General features: G+C 71.8%; 22 protein-coding genes and 2 tRNA genes. 7 read left to right on the top strand and 17 right to left on the bottom strand.

Annotated features, from left to right (window positions below):
- The 4 genes from C1701_RS10820 to C1701_RS10835 all read left to right on the top strand — a co-directional run bounded on the left by C1701_RS10820 (position 1) and on the right by C1701_RS10835 (position 4,667).
- A complete protein-coding gene (locus C1701_RS10820; protein WP_026417835.1) occupies positions 1-1,485 on the top strand; it encodes a serine/threonine-protein kinase in 1,485 nt (494 codons plus the stop codon).
- Between the two features lie 133 nt (positions 1,486-1,618).
- The gene (gene pknB / locus C1701_RS10825) at positions 1,619-3,571 is read left to right on the top strand and encodes a Stk1 family PASTA domain-containing Ser/Thr kinase (protein ID WP_026417836.1); all 1,953 of its coding nucleotides are present in this window, start codon (positions 1,619-1,621) and stop codon (positions 3,569-3,571) included.
- 60 nt (positions 3,572-3,631) lie between these two features.
- The gene (locus tag C1701_RS10830; protein ID WP_051313633.1) at positions 3,632-4,039 is read left to right on the top strand and encodes a nuclear transport factor 2 family protein; all 408 of its coding nucleotides are present in this window, start codon (positions 3,632-3,634) and stop codon (positions 4,037-4,039) included.
- 349 nt (positions 4,040-4,388) lie between these two features.
- Entirely contained in the window at positions 4,389-4,667 is a 279-nt protein-coding gene (locus C1701_RS10835) for a hypothetical protein (protein WP_155886047.1), read from the top strand.
- Between the two features lie 151 nt (positions 4,668-4,818).
- Here C1701_RS10835 and C1701_RS10840 read toward each other — a convergent pair whose 3' ends face one another.
- The 3 genes from C1701_RS10840 to C1701_RS10845 are packed head-to-tail and all read right to left on the bottom strand — an operon-like array spanning position 4,819 to position 6,686.
- The gene (locus C1701_RS10840; RefSeq protein ID WP_026417839.1) at positions 4,819-5,460 is read right to left on the bottom strand and encodes an aminodeoxychorismate/anthranilate synthase component II; all 642 of its coding nucleotides are present in this window, start codon (positions 5,458-5,460) and stop codon (positions 4,819-4,821) included.
- Between the two features lie 35 nt (positions 5,461-5,495).
- A complete protein-coding gene (locus C1701_RS27305) occupies positions 5,496-5,672 on the bottom strand; it encodes a hypothetical protein (protein WP_169731678.1) in 177 nt (58 codons plus the stop codon).
- 9 nt (positions 5,673-5,681) lie between these two features.
- Entirely contained in the window at positions 5,682-6,686 is a 1,005-nt protein-coding gene (locus C1701_RS10845; RefSeq protein ID WP_245588706.1) for a class E sortase, read from the bottom strand.
- 1,435 nt (positions 6,687-8,121) lie between these two features.
- On the opposite strand from C1701_RS10845, the gene crgA reads away from it, so the two are divergent.
- Positions 8,122-8,388, top strand: coding sequence for a cell division protein CrgA (gene crgA, locus C1701_RS10855; RefSeq protein ID WP_026417841.1), 267 nt, complete (start codon positions 8,122-8,124; stop codon positions 8,386-8,388).
- Between the two features lie 293 nt (positions 8,389-8,681).
- On the opposite strand, the gene C1701_RS10860 is transcribed toward crgA, so the two are convergent.
- Positions 8,682-9,605 carry a rhomboid family intramembrane serine protease gene (locus C1701_RS10860; protein WP_026417842.1) on the bottom strand — a complete coding sequence of 308 codons (924 nt, stop codon included), beginning with the start codon at positions 9,603-9,605 and terminating at the stop codon, positions 8,682-8,684.
- A gap of 75 nt (positions 9,606-9,680) precedes the next feature.
- Entirely contained in the window at positions 9,681-10,238 is a 558-nt protein-coding gene (locus tag C1701_RS10865) for a peptidylprolyl isomerase (protein WP_026417843.1), read from the bottom strand.
- A 160-nt stretch (positions 10,239-10,398) separates the two neighbouring features.
- Here C1701_RS10865 and C1701_RS10870 point away from each other — a divergent pair, with 160 nt between their 5' ends.
- Positions 10,399-10,971, top strand: coding sequence for a hypothetical protein (locus C1701_RS10870; RefSeq protein ID WP_443098160.1), 573 nt, complete (start codon positions 10,399-10,401; stop codon positions 10,969-10,971).
- A gap of 48 nt (positions 10,972-11,019) precedes the next feature.
- Here C1701_RS10870 and C1701_RS10875 read toward each other — a convergent pair whose 3' ends face one another.
- The 4 genes from C1701_RS10875 to C1701_RS10890 all read right to left on the bottom strand — a co-directional run bounded on the left by C1701_RS10875 (position 11,020) and on the right by C1701_RS10890 (position 14,410).
- Positions 11,020-11,562, bottom strand: coding sequence for a DUF2020 domain-containing protein (locus C1701_RS10875; RefSeq protein ID WP_026417844.1), 543 nt, complete (start codon positions 11,560-11,562; stop codon positions 11,020-11,022).
- 50 nt (positions 11,563-11,612) lie between these two features.
- On the bottom strand, positions 11,613-12,656 hold the full coding sequence (locus tag C1701_RS10880; protein WP_337662224.1) for a methyltransferase: 1,044 nt from the start codon (positions 12,654-12,656) through the stop codon (positions 11,613-11,615).
- 68 nt (positions 12,657-12,724) lie between these two features.
- Positions 12,725-13,228 carry a hypothetical protein gene (locus C1701_RS10885; protein ID WP_103055877.1) on the bottom strand — a complete coding sequence of 168 codons (504 nt, stop codon included), beginning with the start codon at positions 13,226-13,228 and terminating at the stop codon, positions 12,725-12,727.
- A gap of 327 nt (positions 13,229-13,555) precedes the next feature.
- Positions 13,556-14,410, bottom strand: a complete 855-nt coding sequence (locus tag C1701_RS10890) for an NAD(P)H-binding protein (protein ID WP_026417846.1) — start codon at positions 14,408-14,410, stop codon at positions 13,556-13,558.
- A gap of 103 nt (positions 14,411-14,513) precedes the next feature.
- Here C1701_RS10890 and C1701_RS10895 point away from each other — a divergent pair, with 103 nt between their 5' ends.
- Entirely contained in the window at positions 14,514-15,326 is an 813-nt protein-coding gene (locus C1701_RS10895; RefSeq protein WP_337662225.1) for a helix-turn-helix transcriptional regulator, read from the top strand.
- Positions 15,327-15,440: 114 nt separating this feature from the next.
- Here C1701_RS10895 and C1701_RS10900 read toward each other — a convergent pair.
- The 8 genes from C1701_RS10900 to recF all read right to left on the bottom strand — a co-directional run bounded on the left by C1701_RS10900 (position 15,441) and on the right by recF (position 24,117).
- A tRNA-Ala gene (locus tag C1701_RS10900) sits at positions 15,441-15,513 on the bottom strand.
- Positions 15,514-15,643: 130 nt separating this feature from the next.
- Positions 15,644-15,766, bottom strand: coding sequence for a DLW-39 family protein (locus tag C1701_RS27310; protein WP_211215418.1), 123 nt, complete (start codon positions 15,764-15,766; stop codon positions 15,644-15,646).
- Between the two features lie 86 nt (positions 15,767-15,852).
- Positions 15,853-15,926: transfer RNA gene (locus tag C1701_RS10905), tRNA-Ile, on the bottom strand.
- Between the two features lie 544 nt (positions 15,927-16,470).
- Positions 16,471-17,325, bottom strand: coding sequence for a DUF3566 domain-containing protein (locus C1701_RS10910; RefSeq protein ID WP_245588707.1), 855 nt, complete (start codon positions 17,323-17,325; stop codon positions 16,471-16,473).
- The gene (gyrA, locus tag C1701_RS10915) at positions 17,322-19,859 is read right to left on the bottom strand and encodes a DNA gyrase subunit A (protein ID WP_026417847.1); all 2,538 of its coding nucleotides are present in this window, start codon (positions 19,857-19,859) and stop codon (positions 17,322-17,324) included. Before gyrA ends, C1701_RS10910 begins: the two co-directional genes overlap by 4 nt.
- A 79-nt stretch (positions 19,860-19,938) precedes the next feature.
- Positions 19,939-21,909 (bottom strand): DNA topoisomerase (ATP-hydrolyzing) subunit B, encoded by a 1,971-nt coding sequence (gene gyrB, locus C1701_RS10920; protein ID WP_026417848.1) that lies wholly within the window; start codon positions 21,907-21,909, stop codon positions 19,939-19,941.
- A 398-nt stretch (positions 21,910-22,307) separates the two neighbouring features.
- Positions 22,308-22,901, bottom strand: a complete 594-nt coding sequence (locus tag C1701_RS10925; protein WP_372493017.1) for a DciA family protein — start codon at positions 22,899-22,901, stop codon at positions 22,308-22,310.
- 61 nt (positions 22,902-22,962) lie between these two features.
- Positions 22,963-24,117, bottom strand: a complete 1,155-nt coding sequence (gene recF / locus C1701_RS10930; RefSeq protein ID WP_030106355.1) for a DNA replication/repair protein RecF — start codon at positions 24,115-24,117, stop codon at positions 22,963-22,965.
- Positions 24,118-24,165 lie beyond the last annotated feature (48 nt).

Genomic DNA, 24,165 nt, shown 5'->3' on the forward strand with positions numbered 1-24,165 from the left:
GTGCTGACCTCCGGCCAGCTGCTCGCGGACCGCTACCGCCTGGGTAACCGGATCGCGGTCGGTGGCATGGGCGAGGTGTGGGAGGCCTCGGACACCCGCCTGGACCGGACGGTCGCCGTGAAGGTGCTGAAACCGGAGCTGTGCGGCAACGCCGAGTTCCTGCACCGCTTCCGGACCGAGGCGAGGATGACGGCCTCGCTGAACCACCAGAACATCGCCTCGGTGCACGACTACGGCGAGACGGCGGCGGTCGCGGGTGGCCCCGAGGACACCGCCTACCTGGTGATGGAGCGAGTGGTCGGTGACCCGCTCGCCGCGATCATCGCCACGCAGGGCCGGCTGACCGCGGAACGGACGCTGGACGTCCTGGAGCAGGCCGGCCACGCGTTGCAGGCCGCCCACGAACGCGGACTGGTGCACCGGGACGTGAAACCCGGCAACATCCTGGTGTCCCCGGACGGTCGGGTGAAGCTGACGGACTTCGGCATCGCCAAGGCGGCGGACGCCGCCCCGGTGACCAGGTCCGGAATGGTGATGGGAACGGCGCACTACATCGCCCCCGAACAGGCGCTGGGCGGGGAGGCCGAACCGACGAGTGACGTGTACTCGCTGGCGGTGGTGGGTTACGAGTGCCTGATGGGGCACCGCCCGTTCGTGTCGGACAACGCGGTCACGGTCGCGATGATGCACATCCGTGAGTTGCCGCCGCCACTTCCGGTGGATGTACCACCCGCGGTGCGGGCGCTGATCGACGCGACCCTGGTCAAGGACCCGCGTCGTCGCTACCGTAGCGGAGGCGAGTTCGCCGCGGCCGTGGCCGCAGTGCGGGCTGGCCGACCGCTGCCGCCGCCGTCCGGACTGGCTCCTCAGCTCGGGGTTCCGCTCGCGGCCACGACCGGCCCGGTGCCGAGCGTCCCGGCCGGGATGCCGCCGCAACCAGCCGGTGTCGTGGGTGGGGGCCCGCCTCACCCGGTCGGCGCCGGTCATCAGGCCCCCTACCCGGGGCCGGGTCACGGCCCTCCCCCTCCGAACGGGGGGCGAACCGCGCTGTGGGTGACGGTGGTGCTCCTGCTCGTCGCGGCGGTGGCCGTATCGGTGTGGGGCGTCACCCGCATCCTCGGGCACAATCAGGAACCGACATCCCACGACACGCCGGTGGAGAGGACGGACACGGGAGAGGAGTTCAGTGAGGTTCCCGGTCAGCAGCGGTACCCGGGGGACACCCGCCCCACCGACGATCCCGCCGGCGGTGGTCCGCCGGACCGGACGCCGGGGGTGATGGTCGACCCCCGCGAGTTGCTCGGGAGGTCAGCCGACGTGGTGGCCGACGCGCTCCGCGAGCAGGGGCTCGAACCTCGCCTGCGCACGGAGGAGGACGAGGGTACGCCGAAGGACCCGGCACACTGTTGGGTCGACCTGGTTGTCCCGGCCCAGGGCGAGGTGCCGGTCGGAACCGAGGTCGAGGTGTGGTGCACGCAGGAGTAGGGGCGGGGCACGCCCGGCGCGGCCGCGGCCGCACCAGCCGGTCCGCCACTCCCGAGGAGTGGCGGGGGTTTGGTGCCGGCCGTCGGGCAGGCATCATGAGACGACCGTTGACGAGGATCGGGACGACGTAGTAATGAGCACGCAGCGCCTGCTCTCCAACCGCTACGAACTGGGCGGAACGCTCGGTTACGGAGGCATGTCCGAGGTCCACCAGGGCCGGGACGTCCGCCTCAGCAGGGACGTGGCCGTGAAGGTGCTGCGTGCCGACCTGGCGAGGGACCCGACGTTCCAGCTCCGTTTCCGCCGGGAGGCGCAGAACGCGGCCGCGCTCAACCATCCGGCGATCGTCGCCGTGTACGACACCGGGGAGACCGAGACCGAGTACGGTCCCCTCCCCTACATCGTCATGGAGTACGTCGACGGCCGAACCCTGCGGGACATGGTCAAGGGCGACGGGCCGCTGTCCAACCGCCGGGCCATGGAGGTCATGGCCGACGCCTGCGCCGCGCTCGACTTCAGCCACCGGCACGGCATCATCCACCGGGACGTCAAGCCGGCGAACATCATGATCACGAAGTCCGGCGCGGTCAAGGTGATGGACTTCGGGATCGCCAGGGCCCTGCACGACGGTCAGGCCGCGGTCACGCAGACGGCCGCGGTGATCGGCACCGCGCAGTACCTGTCGCCGGAGCAGGCGCGGGGCGAGGCGGTGGACGCCCGCAGTGACGTGTACGCGGCGGGCTGCGTCCTCTTCGAGCTGCTCACCGGGGAGCCCCCGTTCACCGGCGACTCGCCGGTCGCGGTCGCCTACCAGCACGTGCGGGAGGACCCGAGGCGTCCCTCCGAGGTCAACTCACGGGTGTCCGCCGCCCTGGACGCGATCGTCCTCAAGGCGATGAGCAAGAACCCGGCGAACCGCTACCAGTCCGCAGCCGAGATGCGCACCGACCTGGTCCGGGTGCTCTCGGGCCAGCGTCCCTCCGCTCCGATGGTGATGACGGACGAGGAACGGACCTCGATGATGGGGGCCGACGAGGGCGCGGACGGTGGGCGCCACCGGTCGGACGAGGACGACGACTACGACGAGCTCGCCGAGGAGGAGGAGCGCCGCCGCCGGCGTCGCAAGGGTTGGACGGCCGCGCTCGTCACGGTGCTGTGCGTGGTGGTGCTGGGCCTCGGCGCGTGGTGGGCCAGTGGTCTGCTCGGCAACCAGCAGGAACCCGACCCAGGACCCGGTGTCGACGAACCGGTGCTCGTGAACGTCCCCGACCTGGTGGGTCTTCCCGCCGAGGAGGCCGCTGCGGAGCTGGAGGAGCTCGGGCTCGTCGGCGAGGAGAACGAGGAGGCGTCCGACGAGGTCGAGGAGGGGATGGTGATCCGCTCCGAACCGGGTCTCGGCTCGGAGGTCCAGGAGGGGGACACGGTCGCCTACTGGGTGAGCACCGGCCCGGACAGCGTCGAGGTACCCGACCTCAGCAGGATGACCTCGGACGACGCGAAGCGGCGGTTGGAGGAGCTCGGTCTGGACCTCGACCCGGCCTACAGCTACGAGCAGACCTCGGACTCGAGCCTGGTGGACCGGGTGGTCGCGCAGACGCCCGCCGCGGGTTCCGGCCCCGTCCCGGTGGGGACGTCGGTGTCCATCACGCTGGGCCGCGAGCGGGAGCAGTCCACCGTGCCCTCGGTCGTGGGCCAGCAGTTCGACTCGGCGGAGAGCCTGTTGAGCAGTCTCGGCTTCGAGGTGTCGCGGCGGAACGTCAGCGGTAGCCAACCGGCCGGTGAGGTGGTGGCCCAGTCGCCCGAGTCGGGGTCCAAGGTCGACCCGGGAGCGACGATCACGCTCGACGTGTCCGAGGGTGACCAGCTCACGATGACGGACCTGGCGGGCATGACGGTGGATGAGGCCCGGGACGCGCTGGGACAGGACGGCTGGACGGGTTCCCTCGAGGAGACCGAGGTCCCGGTGGACAACCTGGAGCAGGACGGGCAGATCCTCAGCCAGTCCCCCTCGCCGGGGGCGACGCTCGGTCGCAACCAGAGCGTCCAGGTCCAGGTGGGTTCGTTCAGCGTCCTCCCCTCCGGCTGAGGTCGCTGGGCGGGCCTCGCGGCTCCGTGCTGGGCCGGTCGGTCCCGTACGCTGATGGTCATGGACAGCTCCGCCCAGGACCACGTGCGGGGCACGACGGACCGTTACCTGAGCCGGTTGGCGGCCGGAGACGTGACCGGCGTGCTTGCGCTGTTCTCGGACGACGGCGTGGTCAGCTCCCCGATGACCGGCCGCATCCCCGCCCGGGAGTTCTACCCCGAACTCGCGGCCGCGACGCAGCGGTCGGCGGTGACTCCCTTGGACGTGTTCGTCTCGGTCGCCGACACGCGGCGGGCGGCGGTGCGGTTCCGGTACGACTGGCGGCTCCCGGACGGCCAGCCGACCTCCTTCGACTGCGTGGATGTGTTGACGTTCACCGAGGACTGGTCGATCGCCGAGCTGCGGATCGTCTACGACACCCACCCGCTGCGCGCCGCCTGGCGGGCGAGCCTGCGCGGGACGCGCTGAGGCGACTGCCCTTCGGGCGCCGGCCGGCACGTCACCGGGTGGTGTGGGCGGCCGCTGACCGCTCGGCCCCGCCTCGGGGCCGGGGTGCTCCCGGTGGCGTCGCCACTGGCCGGGGTTCCGGAGGTGGTGGTCCGGGCCGGGTGGGGTGGCCCCCCGACGTGCTCGACGGTCCGTTGACGATTCGTCACCGTCCGCGATATCGGTGCCCCGATCGCGTCGCTGCCCGGCCCGCTCCCTCCCCCGGCCGGGCGGGTCCCCCTCGGCTGACTGACTCCACGTTGCGTTCATCGGCGTAGGCGGTGACGCTGGATCCCCGGCACGAGGTGCCGTGGGTGCCGAGGAGGTGGAGGTGTCTGGGATGGTCAAGTACGACGGTCGCTTTCACGCCGACGTGACCTGCTGGGATGCCTGGGGCGCGGAGGAGTTGTTCACCGTGGAGGCGGACGCGGTGCAGGTGCGGCTCACCTCGCCCGCGGGGAGCCGGGTGGGTCTGACCCCGAACGCGGCCCGCGAGCTGGCCGACGCGATCAGGTTCTCCATCGCCACCACCATCCGGCAGCGCAGGGCGGCGGCGTTCCCCCGGCCGCGCCCGGAGGGCGCTCCCGCCCCGGACACCCCTCCGGGTTGAGCGGGCGTCGTGCGGGACCCGTGCCGGGGATCGACTGGTACGCGGTTCGAGGCCCGCCCCGGCCGTCAGCGTGGCACCGGTGCCACGCTGGTCGCTCCCACTCGACGAGGCGGACCGGCCACACCGGAAGCGGAGGGGTGCGCGGCGCGCCTCACGTCCTGGCCGCGAGAGCGACCGCGCGCATGCCCCGTTCGAGTTCGAGCACGGTGCCCTCCGGCACCTGGTGGCCGCAGTGGCGGAGCCAGTTCGCGAGCATCCGGTGGCCACCGTCGGTGAGCACCGACTCGGGGTGGAACTGGACACCTTCCACGGGCAGCTCGCGGTGGCGCATGGCCATGACGACCCCGCTCCCGGTGCGTCCGGTGACCTCGAACTCGGCTGGCACCGTGCTCGGACGGACCGTCAGGGAGTGGTAGCGGGTGGCGGTGAAGGGCCGGGGGAGGCCGGCGAGCACACCGAGGCCCTCGTGGTGGACCTCGCTCGTCTTCCCGTGCAGCAGTTCCGGAGCGCGTTCGATGACGGCACCCCACACCGCGCCGATCGCCTGGTGGCCGAGGCACACGCCGAGCAGGGGGAGCCGGGCGTCCGCCGCGCGGCGGACGACCTCCATGCTGACCCCGGCCCGCTCCGGGGTCCCGGGGCCCGGGCTGAGCAGCACGCCGTCCACGCGGGTGAGGTCCGACCACTCGACCTCGTCGTTCCGGCGCACGACGCAGTCGACGTCGAGCTGCGCCAGGTACTGGACCAGGTTGTAGACGAAGCTGTCGTAGTTGTCGACGACGAGAACGCGCACGTGGACAGGCTAGCCCAGTCGTCCACCCACGCGGCTCAACCCACCGTGTTGCCGTCCGAGGGGACGTCGACGTTGTTCCACGGGAGCTGGGGCTCCACCCACGGGAACACGACGAAGAGCAGCAGCGCGGAGACGCCAGCCACGAGGACGAGCGCCAACACCAACCGGACCGCGAAGGGCCCGGGCAGGTGCCGCCAGATCCAGCCGTACACCGATGCCTCCTAGGACTGGGACAGCTCGGGCGGAGGGCCGGCGCCCTCGCCTTCCTTGGGGTACTGCGCGGTCAACAGCCCGTGGATGATCATCCGCTGGCGGTCGGAGTACCTCGGGTGACAGGTGGTCAGGGTGATGAGCGGCCGTGCCTCGGGGACGGTGATGTCCGCTTCCCGGTTGCTGGGCACCGGGAGGATGACCTCCCCCTGGCTGGGGTCGACGATGTGCCGCCCCACCACGCCGCCGTAGATGCCACCGCCCTCCACGTCCGGTTGGAGGAGGGAGGGCACGTCGACGCACTCCGGGCGCTCGGCGCGGGTGGCTTCCCAGTCGGCGAGTTCGTCCTCCATCGGGAGCACCCGGTAGACGTACCAGTTGTCCCGGTCCTCGATGACGAGGGAGTCGCAGCTGCGCAGCCGGTCGAGGTTGTTGAAGGGGGAACCCCAGCCGTCGCGGTGACCGGCGATCGAGAAGTTCCCGACCTCGCCGGGCATGGCGGTGTTGACGTAGTGCCCGACCCCGATCTGGAGGTGGCTGTCGGAGGTGCCCTCGACGATCGGCATGTGGTAGTCGGGGCCGAACGACGGGATGAACAGTTGCGCGAAGGTGTCGCCCTCGAGGACGGACACCGCCTCCCCGCGTTCGTTCTCCCCCGCGGCCCAACGCTCCTGCAACTCCACCTCCGCCTGCGCGCGGTTCCGCGCGGCGAACCAGTCGGTGACGAAGACCTCGTAGACGACGAACAGCAGGACGACCATGCCGGCGGTGAGCATCAGCTCACCGACGGACCGGGCGACCACCCGCCCGGCGCCCTCCCGCCGGCGCGGTGGCTTCCCGACGTCCGCCGCCCCCTCGGCGCGCCCGGCGTTCGGCTCGTCGTCCGGCTCCTCGTCGTGGTCCGGGTGCTCGTCGACCGTCGTCCCGCGCTGCTCGGCGTCGGTGTCGTGGCGGCCCGGGCGGTCGGGGACCGGGGGGATGAGCTCGGTGGGTTGGTCGAGCTCCTCGGGTGGCACCGCTGCCGGGGCGTGGGCGGGCCTCGCCCCGCCGGGGGGGACGGGGGGGCCGACCCGCCGACGACGACCGCCGACGGGGGGCAGCTGCTGGGTGGCGCCGGGTTCGGCCGGGGCGCCAGGGGGCGGTGGGGTGTGGGGTCCCGGGTCGAGTCGGGCGTTCAGGCTCCCCGCCTGGGGACGGGCCGGGTGGGGCTCCCCTTCGGGGAACGGGGTGGCCGTCGTGGGTTCGGCACCTGGCAGTCGACCGCGCACGGTCGGCGGGGTCTCGCCGCCGGGCCACGAGGTCTCGGAGGCGAGGTGCGGGTCCTGTTCCCTCGGCCGCGGGGTCCCACCGGGCACCGCTCCGGCGGGGTGGGGTGGTGGTGGGGCGGCGCGGCGACGCGGGGGACGGCCCTCACCGGGCGGTGGGGTCTCGTGCGCGGTCGGGGCGGGGGGTTCGGGTGCCCGTCGCCTGCGCCTGCCCTCGCCGGTGTGCCCCGGAGGGGAGTAGCCCGGTGGGGGGTTCTCGACCGGGTGGTTCTGGCCCGCGCCGGGCCAGCTGGGCGGATCGAGGTCGCCGTCCCGACGCCGTTGGGCGCGGGTGCGTTGCGGGGCGCCCTCCTGCCCTGCCGGAGGCCGGCGGGTCAGGGGGCCGGTGCGCGGGGCGGCTCGGCCGCCCGCCCCTTCGTCCGGTTCGCGGTAGCGGTGCCGCTCGGGACGGGACGGTCCCTCGTGCGGGGCCTGCCGTGGTGGGTGGGGGGGTTCGGCCGGTTGCCGGTCCGCGACGGGCCAGTGCTCCTCGTCCTCGGGGAACCCCTCCGCTCGGGGTTCCTCCGACCGTGCGTGCCGACGGGGATGGGGCGGCGGTTGATGACGAGATCCGGGACGAGCACCGAACTGGTCCCCCGTCGGCGGGAACTCATTCACCACGCAACCTCCTGGCTCGGGTCCGCCGACCCGGGGGTCGGCGGGCATGCCTCTGACGCCGGAACGGCGCCGAGGGCGGCTGGCTCGTTCCGGGACGAACCTCGCAGCTCGTGCGTCCCCGACGGCGCGCGCCACGGCGTCGGTACGTCGGTGGGGACGGGCGGCCGCGGCGTGCGCGCTCTGACAGGGTAGTGGTCACCTCACCGGGCGCGGTGACTTCCCGGCCCCCGGTGCGCACCCGGGTGGGGATCGACCCGGTGCGCGGGCGTGCCACCCGGATCCGTGAGGAGGCACGGGACGACCGCACGAGCCCGGCGCGCCGCGCCCAGGGCGGCCGGGGAGCGGGCGGGATCACCTGGCTCCCTTCGGCCGTGGGCGACGTGCTGTGGGGCTCACACCTGTCCTTCGCGGCGGTCTTCCACTACGTTAACGTGGTCGTTGTGTCGGGTCGGCCACCCCGCGAAACGCGGTCGTCCCGTCGTCAACGATCAGACGTCGTCGAACACCGGCCAACGCAGGCGAGGACACCATGCCGAAGTCCAAGGTCCGCAAGAAGGATGTCTACACCCCGCCGCCGGACAAACGTACTCCAGTGAAGGCGAAGGCGATCGGCCCCTCGCACCCGCTGTACGTCGCGGTGATGCTCGGGGTGATGGTGCTCGGGCTGCTGTGGCTGATCGTGAACTACATCGCCGGTGACCGGATTCCGCTGATGGCGGAGTTGGGTTCCTGGAACTTCCTCGTCGGCTTCGCGTTGATGATCACCGGCCTGCTGATGACGATGCGGTGGCGTTGACCGCCCCTGAACGAGTTCCTTCCCCCGACCCGGACGTGTCATCGCGTTCGGGTCGTTCGCTGTTCGGCCCCGAATCACTCACCCCGGGTCACCGAAGTACACGGATGTAAGTAATCCCCACTGGGGACAACTCCTGTGGATAACTTTGCGCCCCGAGGCACAAGCGGCCGGTCGGAGCGGGTCAGTTGTCCACAGCCCCGACCGGTCGCTCCCCGATCCGATCGGCCGCGCCACCCCGGTGGAGCGGGTCGACGTCACGACGGGTCATCGACCGGCCGGGAGGGACGGTCCGCTCAGAGCGTCAACGGCACGCACCAGGTGCCGTCGGCCGCGCATCCCCAGGGGCCGAGCTGGGCGTCCCGCAACAGGAACGCCACCGCGAGCAGCACGAGGATCCCGACGATGGTGCCGACCTGGACGGCCGTTCGCCTCTCCCGGGGAGCGAAGACCATGCCCGCCGTGGCCAGCGAGCCGACGAGCAGTCCGCCGAGGTGCCCGAGCAGGGAGATACCCGGGATCAGCACGCTGATCACGAGGTTGATGCCGATGAGCAGCAGGGCCTGCCTGGGGTTGACCTTGAGCCGCAGCGCCGCGACGGCGACGCCGCCCATCAGTCCGAAGACCGCGCCGGAGGCGCCGGCGACGCTGGTCTGCATGCTGCCGAGCAGGAACACGGCGATGCTGCCGCCGAACAGCGAGACCAGGTAGACGGCGACGAACCGGAGACGGCCGAGCAGCGACTCCAGGTCACGCCCCAGGATCCACAGCGCGTACATGTTGACGAGCAGGTGGAACGGACCGATGTGCAGGAACCCCGCGGTGAGCAGGCGCCACCACTCGCCGGCGGCCACCTGGGGCGGCCAGAGCGACCACTGGGCGAAGAGCTCCGAGTTGGCGTTGTTCATCGGGTCCCGCGCCAGGATCGCGGTCGCCACGAAGACGAGCACGTTGATGGCCAGCAGGACCGGGACGACCACTGGTTTGGTGGCCACCCTGGCTCCGGCCACCGTCACCGGGCGCCGCACGTCGCGTTGCCCCGCGCTCACGCACTCCACGCACTGCGAGCCGACGGCCGCCTCCCGCAGGCAGTCCGGGCAGGCCGGGCGCTCGCAGCGGGTGCAGCGCAGCCACGTCTCCCGGTCCGGGTGCCGGAAGCAGCCCGGTGGGCGTGGGGTGGTGTCCCCGGTCTCGTGCGACGGTTCCGATGGCACGGTCATGGCGTGGCCCCCGCTTCTGACGGCTCGGCTGATCGGACACGACCGGCGGCGCTGGGCCGCCCGGCGAAGGGCGCCCTACTCGGGGTCGGAGACCTCGACCGTCACCTGGTCGATGACCACGTCGGTGACCGGGCGGTCGTGTGCCGCCGTCGCGGTACCCGCGATGGCGTCGACGACGTTGCGCGACTCCTGGTCGGCGACCTGGCCGAAGATGGTGTGCTTGAAGTTCAGGTGCGTGGTGGGCACCACAGTGATGAAGAACTGCGAGCCGTTGGTGCCGGGGCCGGAGTTCGCCATCGCGAGCAGGTAGGGCCGGTTGAACTGGAGCTCCGGGTGGAACTCGTCCTGGAACCGGTATCCGGGGCCGCCGCGGCCGGTCCCGGTCGGGTCACCCGTCTGGATCATGAATCCGTTGATGACCCGGTGGAAGATGACGCCGTCGTAGAACGGGCCGGACCGCTCTCCCCGCGCGTTCGGCTCCGAGTACTCGGCCGTACCCGTGGCGAGCCCCACGAAGTTCCGCACGGTTTTCGGGGCCTTGTCCGGGTAAAGGGCGAGACGGATGTCGCCCTGCGAGGTGTGCAGGACGGCCGTCACCACCTTCCCGACGAGTGATTCCTTGCTGTCTACCACTGGTCCATCGTGCCATCCGAGCGAACCAGGCATAGAAGCGGCAGGATCGGGGCAACCCCTGGACGACAGTGCTGTCCGTACCGCGCTGATCTCCACAGACGGGGGCCAGCCGGATTCCACGGCATCGGTCACGGACGTTGGGGAGGGAACGTTGGACGAGGTGAAGGCGATGGCGACGGCCGGCGAGTCAATGGGCCGGGCGGTCGGTACCGGGATCAGGACGGTGCGGGAGGGCGCTCAGCGAGCGGGTCGCTCGGGGGCGCGAGCCTCCCGGGACGCCGCCCGGCGGGCCGAGGACGGGCTCGCCCGGCGGGGGCTGGCTCCCGGCCAACTCGCCGAACTGATCGACGAGAACGCCAAGAACGCTCGGAAGGGCCTGGACAGGAGGAAGAAGAAGCTGGTGAAGCAGCGGGCGAAGGCACAGAAGCAGCTGAGGAAGGCGGCCAAGGAGGCGCGGGCCGAGCTGGCGAAGCAGAACCGCCCGCGCCGACGCCGGTGGCCCTGGGTGTTGGCGGCGCTCGTGGCGGCGGGTGCCGCGGCGGTGGCGGCGTCGAAGCGCCAGGAGGAGGAGCTGTTCCTCGCCGAGGCGGACCTCAGCCCCGAACACTCCGAGGCCGAGTCCGACCGGAAGCGGCAGGGTGACCCCTTGGCCAACGGGGTGACCGACGCCTCCCGCAACGGGAGCGGTGAGAGCGCGAACTCCGACACGGGCGAGCACAGCCGGAAGCGCTGAGGCCGCCCGCCAGGTGCTGCGGGGAGGCCGTCGGCGTCCCGGCCGGTGTCAGAGGCCGAGGCCGCCGATGGCCTCCTCGACCATCGCCCTGGCGGGGAAGCTCTGCTGCTGGTTGGTCCTCGCCACCACGGCCGCCCCCTTCTCCGGGTGGTAGACGGCGAAGACGCCGCCGTCGGTGCCGCTGGCCAGCCCGCCGGTCCAGCCGCCCGGCAGGTCGGCGCTCTGGGAGTCCGCCACCGGCGCCTCCTGGTCGACCAGTGCCTTCGCGGTCCACGGCTCGCCGACGAAGACCCGGATCCGGAACTGCTCCCGCCCGTCCGCCCGGTAGAAGAAGCAGGACGGGTGCGGCTCGTCATCGCCCAGCCGGACGGACGCGACGCGCTGACCGTTGACGTCCTCGACGCTCGCGGTGGCCAGGTAGGGGCAGTCACCGTCCACGACCGGCTCGACCGGCGGCGGTGGAACCTCACTCGGGCTGACGTAGGAGGTCACGGCGGGTGGCGTGGTGGCCATGTCCTCCGGCTGCTCCGTGGAGCACGCCGCCAGCAGGGCGACGGCGGCGAGAGCGGCTGCGGTGGCGGGACGTCTCATAGCGGGTTCAGTCAACCACGTGCTGATCACCCGGGCCCGCGCCCCTCCCCTCACACCGCGCTGGCCTCCAGCACGTGCAGGTTCACCTGACCCGGCACGGTGACGACACGGTCCAGGCGCAGTCCGGCGGCGCCGAAGAGGTCCTGGTACTCGCGCGACCGCCGTTCACGGCCCCCGCCGGTCACCATCATCTCCATGTCGTCGAGCGCGCTCAGCAGGGCGGCCTCGGGGCTGTGGTCGTCGTCCCACTCCGGTACGAGGCCCGTCACGACGAGGAGGGACGCCCCGCCCGGCTTCACCGCCGCCCGGCAGCGCCGCAGGACCACCAGCGCCTCCTCGTCCGACCAGCCGCGCAGCAGGTTGCTCAGCAGGTAGCCGTCCCCGCCCCTGGGCACGACCGCGAAGCAGTCGCCCTCCTCGGCGACGCACCGCTCGCCGACCCCGGCCTCATCCAGCACCCCCAGGGCCGCCGACAGGCCCGGTTCGGCGGCGAGGACGGTCGCCCGGCAGTCGGGGTGCTGGCGCAGCACCTGGGCGAGCAGGGTGCCGTCTCCCCCGCCGAGGTCCACCAGGTGGCGGTAGCGGGAGAAGTCGTACCCGTCCACCAGTGCCCTGGCCTGGGCCTCCGCCACCGCTCGTGCCCCGGGCCGGAACGCGAACCGCTCGGGGGCTGCCCCGGCGTCGTGGGGAGGCTCCCCGTTCGGTGCGGGCCGTGCCACCGGTGTTCCCGTCCGCACCGCCGCCTCCAGCCCACCCCAGGCCGCCCACCGGCCCGGTTCGGCGTACGTCGACAGCACGGCGCCCACGGCCCCGGGGACGTCGTCGCGCAGCGACCGCCCCAGCGAGGTGAGGCGGAAGAGCTCCTCCCCCTCCCGTTCCAGCACGCCGATGCCCGCCAGGGCCCTGAGCAGTCGGCTGAGCCCCTCGACGCTGGCACCGCACTCCGCCGCGAGCTCCGGTGTGCTCCTCGCGTCGTCTCCCAGCAGGCCGGGCAGGTCCAACCGCAGCCCGACGGCCGTGATGCGGGACAGGGCGAATCCGAACAGCAGGGGAGCGAGCCGGTCGTGCGGCGGGGCGGGGCCATCCTCGGACATCGTCACCTCACAGTCGCCACGGGCGGGTCCCCGGCGTGGTCCGCCCGGGGCCACGCGGTTCCGCCGGGTCATCTCGCACGGTGCCGCCAGCTCAGCCGGCCCGCACCGTCGGCGACGGTCCGCGCCCTGAGCCGGCCGTGGCGGGCCACGCCACCCACGACCAGGGTTCGGCCGGGATCCCGGCACCGGCTGACCCGGTCGCTCACCCGGAACCGGACGGCGTGGATCTGGTCGGTGCGGACCGCCGTGTGCGGCGGGACCAGGAGGACGCAGTGCACCTCACGCAGGTCCAGCGTGAGGTGCACGACGGGAGCCGTGAACCTGGCGGTCGCCATGTCCAGCAGCACCGCGCAGCGGGTGGCGGCCACCTGGAGCCGTCCCGGGACGGTCCACGCCCCGGTGCGGACCAGGCGGTCGCCGGTCGCAGTCAGCCGCAGGCCGCCCCGTTCCGGGTGCGGTCGTGGGAGGTCCTGGTGCTCGGGTGGCCGCCGTGGCGTCCCGACGGGGTCGTCGGCGAGTTCGAGGAAGCCAGGCCCGGCACCGCCGGACGAACGCCACGGGTGGACATTCATGTGCCGAGCGTAACCATGACCCCACCCTGTCGAGAAGACGTACGCGGCTCCCGGGGCAAGTTGCTCCAACCGGACATCACCGTCCGGCACAGGCACCCGGACGTTCGACAACACCACCCCCCGAAGGTGTGAAAGGCATTTCTCCTGGATGGAACGGGCCGCCAGCCGGAGATCGGGCGGGCACCGGTCCGGCGAGCGGTGGCCGGGCCCCCGCATGGCGGCGACCGCCACCGCCCAGGCGTCGAACCCGACCCTCCCCGCCCGTCGCCCTCCCCGGATCGACGGGCGCTGGCCCCCGGGCTCACCAGCACACCTCGGGAGCGGACATCACCCGCCGAACCTCGACAGGTGGTCCACCGCCCACTTCTCGAAGGTCGCGGCCGGGCGGCCCAACACCTCCTCGACGGTCCGGGTGAGCACGGCGTTCCCGCCGGACCTCGCCCACCCCGTCCCGGCGACGGCGAGCTCCATCGCCGTGCTGTCCCAGCCGTCCTCCTCCATGCGCCCGCGCATGGCCGGCAACGGCAGGTCCTCCACGCGCAACGTCCTCCCCAGGAGCCGGCCCAACACCTCCGCCTGGTCGGCCGCGCTGATCAGCTCGGGACCGGTCAGGGTGAGGGTCCGCCCGAGGGAGTGGTCACCCACCAGCTCGGCGACCGCGACGCCGGCCACGTCCCTCGGGTCGATGACACCCTGCCTGGCGCCGCCGACCGGGTCGGGCACGACACCGTCCACGGCGATCGACCGCGCCCACCCCAGGGTGTTCGAGGCGAAGGTCGAGGGCCGGAGCACCGTCCAGTCCAGCCCGCTGCCGCGGACCGCGTCCTCGGTCTCCTGGTGCCAGCTCCCCACCAGCTGACCGTTCCACCACTCCCCCGTCCCGATCGCCGACAGCTTCACGACGCGCCGAACACCGGCGGAGACCGCCGCGTCCAGCAGGGCGACGTCGTGCGCCACGGTCGGCGGGTTGGGCACGGTCACCAACAGGACCGCGCTCACCCCGTCGAGGGCGCGGCGCAACGAGTCCGGATCGGTGAAGTCCCCTTGGACCGCCTCCACCCCGGACAGGGTCGGAACCGAGGACGGGGTTCTCGAGAGTGCGCGGACGGGGTGTTCTCCTCCCGCGAGCAGACGCAGGACATTGCCGCCGATGGCGCCCGTGGCGCCGGTAACCAGAATCACGCCTGCCAGCATGCTGGGAGGGCCGGAGCGGTGACTTGCAGATTTCGGCGGTCCTCCCGTGGACCGCTTCCGGGACGGGGACAACGTGCGTACCGTCCTGGACGTGCCTGATGGGAACCTCTCGTCCTCGTTGCCCGCCGTGTTGCGCCCGTGGTTGTCGGACGTCCGGGCGGCGGTCGCCGACGCCGGGGGCACGACCGTGGTGGAGGAACCCGACACCTCGGTCACGCTGCTGTTCTGGTCCGGGGGTGGCGGTGCCGTGGTGTTGGGGCCGAGGACGAGGGCCACCTACCGCCGGCGCGAGGCCGGGGGCGGCTGCGTCCGGATGCGGGTCAGGGCCGGACGGGCGGAGCAACTGCTGGGACGCGGGGTTCGCGGACTTGGCGACCGGGCCGTGCCGCTGCGGGAGCTGTGGGGTGAGCCGGACGACTCGCTGCCGGCCACGTGGTGGGAACGGGAACATCGGGACCCCGCCGGTTTCCGGCACGCGGCTCTCAGCTGGCTCGCCGAAGCGGCGACCCGCCGCCTGTCGTCCGCCCCACCGACCTCCTCGGTGCTGGCGAGAGCGGAGCTGGCGGAAGCCGCGGCCTCCGCCCTGTCCGACCTGGTACCCCGGGGTGGCGTGCGCGAGGTGTCCAGGCAGCTGTACGTCAGCGAACGGCAGCTCCGGGACGCCTTCACCAGCGCGGTGGGGATCGCACCGAAACGCTTCGCCCGGCTCAACCGCATCCGGTCCGTCCTGGCGCGCGCCGAGCGGGGTCAGCTGGCCACCCTCGCCGCCGAGACCGGGTACCACGACCAGGCGCACCTGACGACGGACTTCCGGAGGGTGATGGGAGTGCCGCCAGGTGCCTACGCGGCGGGGCGCATCCCGGTCGGACCGCGGTGCCGGCCAGGCAGCGGGAACACCGGATGAGGTGGGCGGTGGGGCGGTGGGGATGACCAGGGGTTCGGTGGAACCCGTCTCGGGTTCCACCGCCCTCTCCCAACGGCCCAGGCACGACGTGGAGCGTGCCATCGTTGATCTGGGTGGAGACGAGGGGAATCGAACCCCTAACCCCCGCCTTGCAAAGGCGGTGCTCTGCCAATTGAGCTACGTCCCCCGGGTGCACCAGTGGTGACCACCCCGCTCAGGCCTTCCGAGGCCTGGCCTGCCGTCCAGCCCGCCAATCCGAACCGGCGGCGGGCGGACACACGAGAAGCCGGGAGCTCGATGAGCCCCCGGCACTCGGATCAGCTCTCGGCAGGGGCCGTAGCCTCACGCCAGAGGTCAGCCTCAGCCTTGGCGGAGCGGTTCCTGCGGACGAGCAGCAGGACGACGCCAGCCACAGCACCCAGGGCAAGCAACTTCTTCACTTTCGGTCGCCTCCTAGCGTCTGGCGCACACGATCCCGGTCCTGTGTACCGATGACCGGGATCAGAAAAGTACGAACATCGGGCAGTGGGCCTAGCTGGACTTGAACCAGCGACCTCTTCGTTATCAGCGAAGCGCTCTAACCGTCTGAGCTATAGGCCCTCGGACGCGGAGTGAAGACTACCGCACGCGTCTCAGTTCCCCAAACCGGGTCTGATCTTCAGTTCCAGTCTGACGTCGCGTGCGTCATCCGCTGTGTGGACCATGCTACCCGGTGACGATCGACGGTGTTCCCCCACCCCCTCGAACCGGCCACGACCAGCGGGTTCACGCCCCCGAGCCGCCCGAGGGCACCATCCCGGCCGGCCGCTCGAACGCTCCACTGCCGGCACTGGCCGATAACAGCCGCCGGTCACACCGAGGCGGACCAGCGGCTGGCGTGGCTCGGCCGCACGACGACGGCCACGACAGCGGTGCCGCACCAGCACGGCGAGCTCCGGGCGACGACGGCCGGCCACCCGCCCCTCGGACACCGGCGAGGCACGGATCGGACACCAGTGGGCCGGGGAACGGCGCGTTCCGACCCCGGAGACCCGGCACGGCGGCGGCCGAACCGAGGGGGTCCCGGGCGCGAGCGCCGCCGGACGCCCACCAGACGACGCGACGCCCGGCCGGGGACCCGGCCGGGCGTCGCGTGGTGTCCTCGTCAGTCGCGTTCCGACAGCGTCAGCTCGATGCCGCCGGCGAGGTCCGCCGACACGTTGTAGACGAACGCGCCCACGGTCGCCAAGGCGGTGAACAGCACGATGTTGATGGCGCCCACGATCGCGGCCACCCCGAACACCCGGCCGGCGCTGATCAGGTCACCCTCGGTGGCATCACCGGTCAGGTCGTTGTAGGTCCCGTTCAGGGAGTCCCAGACGCGCATGCCGTCCAGGACGCCGTAGAGCACGCCAACCGCGACCAGCCAGATGAAGAACGCCGCGACGCTCAACACCAGGGCCAACTTCAGCACGGACCAGGGGTCCACCCGCTTCACCTGCAGGCTCGCCCGGCGGGGCCCCCGGCCGGGCCGACGACCGGTCAGACCGGAACCACCGGAGGACGGCGGCCGACCTCCTGGCCCCGGGAAGTTCACCGGCGCCCGTCCCACGGCTCCGCTTTGTTCGGCTCCCACAGGTTTCGTCATGGTGGTCGTCGCCTCGCTTCCCCCGGGCGACGCCCCCGCCGCCGCGCTGGAAGCGTACCCCTGACCAGCGTGCCGTTCAGGGTTTCCCGCGCCGGCCCCCGGCGACTGCTGCCCGGCGGACGCCTGGGCGGTCGACCGCTGCCAGGGGGGTGTGGACACGTGTTCCTCGGCAGCGACGGCCGGCTGGTCGGCCCCCTCGGCGAGATCGGACCCGCCCTCGGTGGCCGGCTTGGCCGCCGCCGGCGCCACCGGGGTCATGAAGGTCGTCTTCTCCCCACCGACCGCCTGCGGGGTGGTGTCCCCGGCGGACTCCGACTCGGAACCGCTGCCCTCCGCGGGCTGCCGCTGGTCCGGGCTGCCTGGCGAACTCATCCCTCGTCCTTCCCCGCTGTCCCGTTCTCGATGGCGGCGTCGACGACCTCACCCGCCGCGGCGTCCGGGTCGGCGGCCTCGTCGGCGTTCCGCGCCACGGCCAGCAGCGTGGTGCCCTCACCCAGGTTCATGAGACGCACACCCTTGGTCTGACGGCCTGCCTTGCGGACCTCCTTGGCGGCGGTCCTGATCACGCCCCCGGTCGACGTGATCGCGTAGAGCTCGTCGTCGAGATCGACGATGAGCGCTCCGACAAGCCTCCCACGACGCTTGTCGTGCTGGATGGTCAGCACGCCCTTCCCGCCGCGTCCCTGCACGGGGTAGTCATCGATCGGGGTGCGCTTGGCGTAACCACCGGTGGTGGCGACCAGCAGGAACCTGTCCTCGCGGCAGACGGCCATCGCCAGGAGTTCATCCCCCTGGTTGAATCGCATGCCCAACACGCCCGAGGTGGCGCGCCCCATCGGGCGCAGGACCTCGTCGGTGGCGTGGAAGCGGATGGACTGCCCCTCCGCCGAGACGAGGAGGAGGTCGTCCTCCGGCCCGCACAGCACCGCGCCAACCAGCTCGTCGTCGTCGCGGAGGTTGACGCCGATCAGCCCGCCGGAGCGGTTGGAGTCGAAGTCCGACAGGCGGGACTTCTTCACCAGGCCCTTCTTCGTCGCCAGCACCAGGTAGGGGGCCGCCTGGTAGTCCTTGATCTGCATCACCTGGGCGATGTGCTCGTCCGGCTGGAAGGCGAGCAGGTTCGCCACGTGCTGACCGCGCGCGTTCCTGTTGGCCTCGGGCAGTTCGAAGGCCCTGGCGCGGTACACCCGCCCCTGGTTGGTGAAGAACAGGATCCAGTCGTGGGTGGAGCACACGAAGAAGTGGGCGACGATGTCGTCCTGCTTGAGGGCCGCCCCCTGCACGCCCTTCCCGCCGCGCTTCTGCGCGCGGTAGAGGTCGGTGCGGGTCCGCTTCGCGTAGCCGGTGCGGGTGATGGTGACGACCACGTCCTCGATCGCGATCAGGTCCTCGATCGAGACCTCCCCCTCGTAGGGGATGATCCGGGTCCTGCGGTCCTCGCCGTGCTTGTCGACGATCGCCTTGAGCTCGTCCTTGATGATGAAGCGCTGGCGCTCCGGCCTGGCGAGGATGTCCTCGAGATCGGCGATCTCGCGCTCGATCTCGCCGAGTTCGGTGGTGATCTTCTGGCGTTCCAGGGCGGCGAGGCGGCGGAGCTGCATCTCCAGGATCGCGTTCGCCTGGCTCTCGTCGATGTCGAGGAGGTCGATCAGGCCGGAACGCGCGATGTCGACCGTCCGGGAGCCCCGGATGAGGGCGATGACCTCGTCGAGCGCGTCCAGCGCCTTGACCAGACCCCGCAGGATGTGGGCGCGTTCCTCGGCCTTGCGCAGCCGGTACCGCGTCCGCCGGACGATGACCTCGATCTGGTGCTTGACGTAGTGCCGGATGACCTGGTCCAGCCGCAGCGTCCGGGGAACCCCGTCGACCAGGGCGAGCATGTTGACGCCGAAGGAGTTCTGGAGCTGGGTGTGCTTGTAGAGGTTGTTCAGCACGACCTTCGCCACCGCGTCCCGCTTGAGCGTGATCACGATGCGCATGCCCCGGCGGCTGTTGGTCTCGTCCGCGATGTCGGCGATCCCGGTGAGCTTGCCGTCCCGGACGAGGGCGGCGATCCCCTCGACGAGGTTGTCCGGGTTCACCTGGTACGGCAGCTCGGTCACGACGAGGATGGTCCGGCCCTTGCCGTCCTCCTCGACCTCGATGACCGCCCGGGTCCGGATGGAACCCCGACCGGTGCGGTAGGCCTCCTCGATGCCGGAGGTGCCCAGGATCAACCCGCTGGTCGGGAAGTCCGGGCCCTTGATCCGCTTCATCATCGCGGCGAGGGTCTCGTCCTCGGGGGCGTCCGGGTTGTCCAGCGCCCAGAAGACGCCCTCGGCGACCTCACGCAGGTTGTGGGGCGGGATGTTGGTCGCCATGCCGACCGCGATCCCACCGCCTCCGTTGACGAGGAGGTTGGGGATGCGGGACGGCAGGACGTCCGGCTCCTGCGTCTTGCCGTCGTAGTTGTCCCGGAAGTCGACGGTGTCCTCGTCGATGTCCGCCAGCATCTGCATCGCCAGCGGCGTGAGCTTCGCCTCGGTGTAGCGCATGGCGGCCGCCGGGTCGTTGCCCGGGGAACCGAAGTTGCCCTGCCCGTCGACCAACGGGTGCCGCATCGACCACCGTTGCGCCAGCCGCACCAGGGTGTCGTAGATGCTGGAGTCGCCGTGCGGGTGGTAGTTGCCCATCACGTCGCCGACGATGCGGGAGCACTTGACGTGGCTCCGGTCCGGCCGGTAGCCGGCGTCGTACATCGCGTAGAGCACCCGCCGGTGCACGGGCTTGAGCCCGTCACGCACGTCGGGCAGCGCCCTGCTGACGATCACGCTCATCGCGTAGTCGATGTAGGAGCGCTGCATCTCCTGCTGGATGTCGACCGGCTCGATGCGATCGCCGTCCGGTGGCAGGGTCGTCTCGGTCATTGCAGTCCTTCTCGTGTGCGGGGTTCAGGGGTGCGCGGCGGCCGTTCGGTGGACGGGCCGCCGTCCTGGAGGTGACCGGTCAGATGTCCAGGAAGCGCACATCCCTCGCGTTGCGCGTGATGAACGAGCGGCGGGCCTCGACGTCCTCGCCCATCAGGACGCTGAACAGCTCGTCGGCGGTGGCCGCGTCGTCGAGGGTGACCTGGCGGAGCAGGCGGTTGGCCGGGTCCATCGTGGTCTCCCACAGCTCCTCGGCGTTCATCTCCCCGAGGCCCTTGTAGCGCTGGACCCCGTCCTCCCTGGGGTACCGCTTGCCGGCCGCCACCCCGGCCTCGATCAGGCCGTCCCGCTCCCGGTCGGAGTAGGCGTACTCGGGCTCGGCGCGGGACCACTTCACCTTGTACAACGGGGGCGAGGCGAGGTAGACGTGGCCGTGCTCCACCAGCGGGCGCATGAAGCGGAACAGCAGGGTGAGCAGCAGGGTCCTGATGTGCTGGCCGTCGACGTCGGCGTCCGCCATGAGCACGATCTTGTGGTAGCGCAGCTTGCCAAGGTCGAACTCGTCGTGGATCCCGGTGCCGAGCGCGGTGATGAGGCTCTGCACCTCGTTGTTCTTGAGCACCCGGTCCAGTCGGGACTTCTCCACGTTGATGATCTTGCCGCGGATCGGCAGGATCGCCTGGAACTGCGAGTCCCGCCCCTCCTTGGCGGAGCCCCCCGCCGAGTCGCCCTCGACGATGTAGAGCTCGCACTCCTCGGGGTTGCGCGAACGGCAGTCCTTCAGCTTGCCGGGCAGCCCACCGATGTCGAGGGCCCCCTTGCGCCGCACCAGTTCCCGGGCCTTGCGGGCCGCCATCCTCGCCTGGGCGGAGGACACCGCCTTCGACACGATCGACTTGGCCTCGGTGGGGTGACGCTCGAACCAGTCGGCGAGGTGCTCGTTGCAGGTCCGCTGCACGAAGCCCTTCGCCTCGCTGTTGCCCAGCTTGGTCTTGGTCTGCCCCTCGAACTGCGGCTCGGCGAGCTTGATCGACACGATGGCCGCCAGGCCCTCGCGGACGTCGTCGCCCGTCAGGTTGGAGTCCTTCTCCTTGAGGAGCCGCTTCTCCCGCGCGTACTCGTTGACGACGCGGGTGAGCGCCGCGCGGAACCCCTCCTCGTGCGTGCCGCCCTCGTGGGTGTTGATGGTGTTGGCGAAGGTGTACACGGAGGGGGTGTAGCCGCTGTTCCACTGCATGGCCACCTCGACCTGGAGACCGTCCCCCTGGGCCTCGAACGAGATGATCTTGCGGTGCACGGCCTCCCGGGTGGCGTTGATGTGCCCGACGAAGTCCTCCAGGCCCCCGGGGTAGTGGAAGACGCGCTCGGTGGCCTGCGGGGCCTCCCCCTCCGCGTCCTCGGCCAGCTCCTGTTCGTCGACCCGCTCGTCGCGCAGGACGATGGTGAGCCCCTTGTTCAGGAACGCCATCTCCTGGAGGCGCCGTGCCACCGTCTCGGCGTTGTACGTGGTGGTCTCGAAGATCTCCGGATCAGCCCAGAAGGTCTGCGAGGTCCCCGTGCGGTCCGTGGTCTCCCCCTTCTCCAGGGGGTGGACCGGCTTGGACTTCGAGTAGCGCTGCCGCCACACGTGGCCGTCGCGGTGGATCTCCACCTCGAAGGTGTGGGAGAGCGCGTTGACGACGGAGGCGCCGACACCGTGCAGGCCACCGGACACCGCGTACGACTTGCTGTCGAACTTCCCGCCGGCGTGCAGGACGGTGAGGATGACCTCGACCGCCGGGCGCTTCTCGACGGGGTGCATGTCGACCGGGATGCCCCGGCCGTCGTCGACGACGCGGACTCCACCGTCGGCCAGCAGGGTCACCTCGACCCTGCTGGCGTAGCCGGCCATCGCCTCGTCGACCGAGTTGTCCACCAGCTCCTGGATGAGGTGGTGGAGACCACGCTCTCCCGTCGAGCCGATGTACATGCCGGGACGCTTCCGCACCGCGTCGAGGCCCTCAAGGATGCTGATGGATGACGCGTTGTACTCGTTCTCGTTCGCTGCCACGAGCCTCGGGTTCTCCTCATGCCGACGATGCTGGCCCCGTGTCGGGGCCCCCGCGCCGTCCCTGTGGCGCGGGCTGGAAAGGACCGGACCCACGTGAAGACACGGTCGTGGAGGGCAGGCCGTGAACGCGGTCCCCTTCGAGTCTACTGCCCAACCCCCACAGAAGCGGGCAAAGGACACCCCTGGCTGCCCCGCTGGCGGGCCGAGAGGAACAGGGCCAGGTCCGAACCGCCGAAAATCCTCTTCGATGGCGCTGGCAGCCGCTCAGTCTTCGGCTGGGGCTCTCCCGCCGTCGGGTGCCCGCCGATGCCAGGGCCACCGCGCGGTGGAGCGGCTCCCAGCAGGTCGCTGACCGGCGTGGCGGCCCGGGCGAGGACTGGCTGGTGGGGCGGGCGGCGTCAGCCGTAGGTGTCCCGGGGCCCCCTGCCGGGGACGTGCTTGGGGCCGTACCGCCAGCTCGGCGCCGAGGGGCCCTGGATCCGCAACCGCCTGACGAGGTTCTGCCCGACCGCTCCGGCGATGCGTTCGAGCAGTTGCCGTTGCAGCAGTCTGAGCTGGGTCGCCCACGCCGTCGAGTCGGCCAGGACGGTCAGTTCACCATCTCGCAGTGTGACCGGGCGCACGTGTTCGGCGATGTCCGGGCCGACCAACCGGTCCCACCGGCCGAAGAGGGCGCCACCGGCGAGCTGGTCCCCCCAGCCCCGCTCGGCGACCATCCGGACCGCCAGCCGCCCCAGGGGCTGCGGGTCCCGCTCGTCGGGGCGGGCGCCCGACCAACCGCGGCGCCGGGCTCTGCGCCGTCCAGGACGCCCCGAGGAGGACCGCCCCGCTCCTGGGCGGCCACCACCCGCTCTGACCTGCGCACGAGCGGCTTCGAGCGCGGCGCGGGCCAGGTCGGGGCCGGACAGGGCGGCCGAGTCGCCGCTCGCCCCGTCCGGCGCTGCCGCCCGTCCCGTGACCGGGCCCACGCCCGGAGTCACCGAGTTATCCACAGAATCCACAGGTTTATCCCCAGGCGCGCGTCGTGAGTCACCCTTCGTCGACGGTCGGCGCTCAGTCACCGCGTCGTACCGTCCCGTCCCGCACCACGAACCGGCCCCCGGTCAGTTCGGCGGGGACGTCCTCCTCCACCGCGGCCGTGACCAGCACCTGCTCGGCCCGCCCCGCCACGGCGGCCAGCCGGCTCCTCCGCCGTTGGTCGAGTTCGGCGAAGACGTCGTCGAGGACCAGCACCGGCTCGCTCCCCTCGGCCCGCAGCAGATCGTAGGCGGCCAGGCGGAGGGCGAGCGCGAAGGACCAGGACTCGCCGTGGCTCGCGTACCCGCGCGCGGGGAGGTCGCCGATGGTGAGTTCGAGTTCGTCCCGGTGCGGGCCGACGAGGCACACGCCCCGGTCGAGTTCCTGATCACGCACCCTTCGGAGTTCCGCCAGCAGCGCCTCGGCCAGCGACTCGGGGTCCGAGGGCCCCTGCCCGGCCCTCGCCCCGCCGTCCGGCCCGGCCGTGTCCCGGTAGCGCACGGTCGCCACGCCCCCCGGCGCGAGTTCGTGGTAGGCGGCCGTCACCAACGGGGAGAGCTCGGCGACGAGATCGAGGCGCCCGGCCAACAGCTGGCCCCCGAAACGGGCCAGGTGGTTGTCCCAGACCTCCAGTGTCCCCAGCGCGGCGTCGTCGGACCGACCACGCTGCCCGCGGCGGAGTCCGCCCGCCGTCTTCAGCAGGGCGCTGCGCTGCCGGAGCACCCGGTCGTAGTCCGCCCGGACCCCGGCGAACCGCGGCGACCTGCTCGCCAGCAGCTCGTCGAGGAACCGGCGGCGTTCCCCCGGGTCACCCCGGACCAGGGACAGGTCCTCCGGGCCGAAGAAGACCGTGCGCAGGATGCCGAGGATGTCCCTGGGGCGCTTCACCGGCGCCCGGTTGACCCGGGCCCGGTTGGTCCGTCCCGGCGTGATCTCGACGTCGAGCGTCAGCTGCCGTCCCTCGTTCACGACGGTCGCGCGCACGATCGCGCTGCTCGCGCCGTGCCGCACCAGGGGAGCGTCGCCGGAGACACGGTGCGATCCGAGGGTCGCCAGGTAGCCGACCGCCTCGACCAGGTTCGTCTTGCCCTGGCCGTTGGCCCCGACGAGCACGTTGGGCCCTCGCCCGAACGTGAGTTCCGCGGTCGGCCACGACCGGAAGTCGGTGACCTGGAGGTGACGGACGTGCACCGTGCGCTGGCTTCCTCGGTGTCGTGGCCGGGCGTTCGCCGGCCGGGG

This window comes from Actinoalloteichus sp. AHMU CJ021 (genome assembly GCF_002895405.1).
Classification (GTDB): domain Bacteria; phylum Actinomycetota; class Actinomycetes; order Mycobacteriales; family Pseudonocardiaceae; genus Actinoalloteichus_B; species Actinoalloteichus_B caeruleus.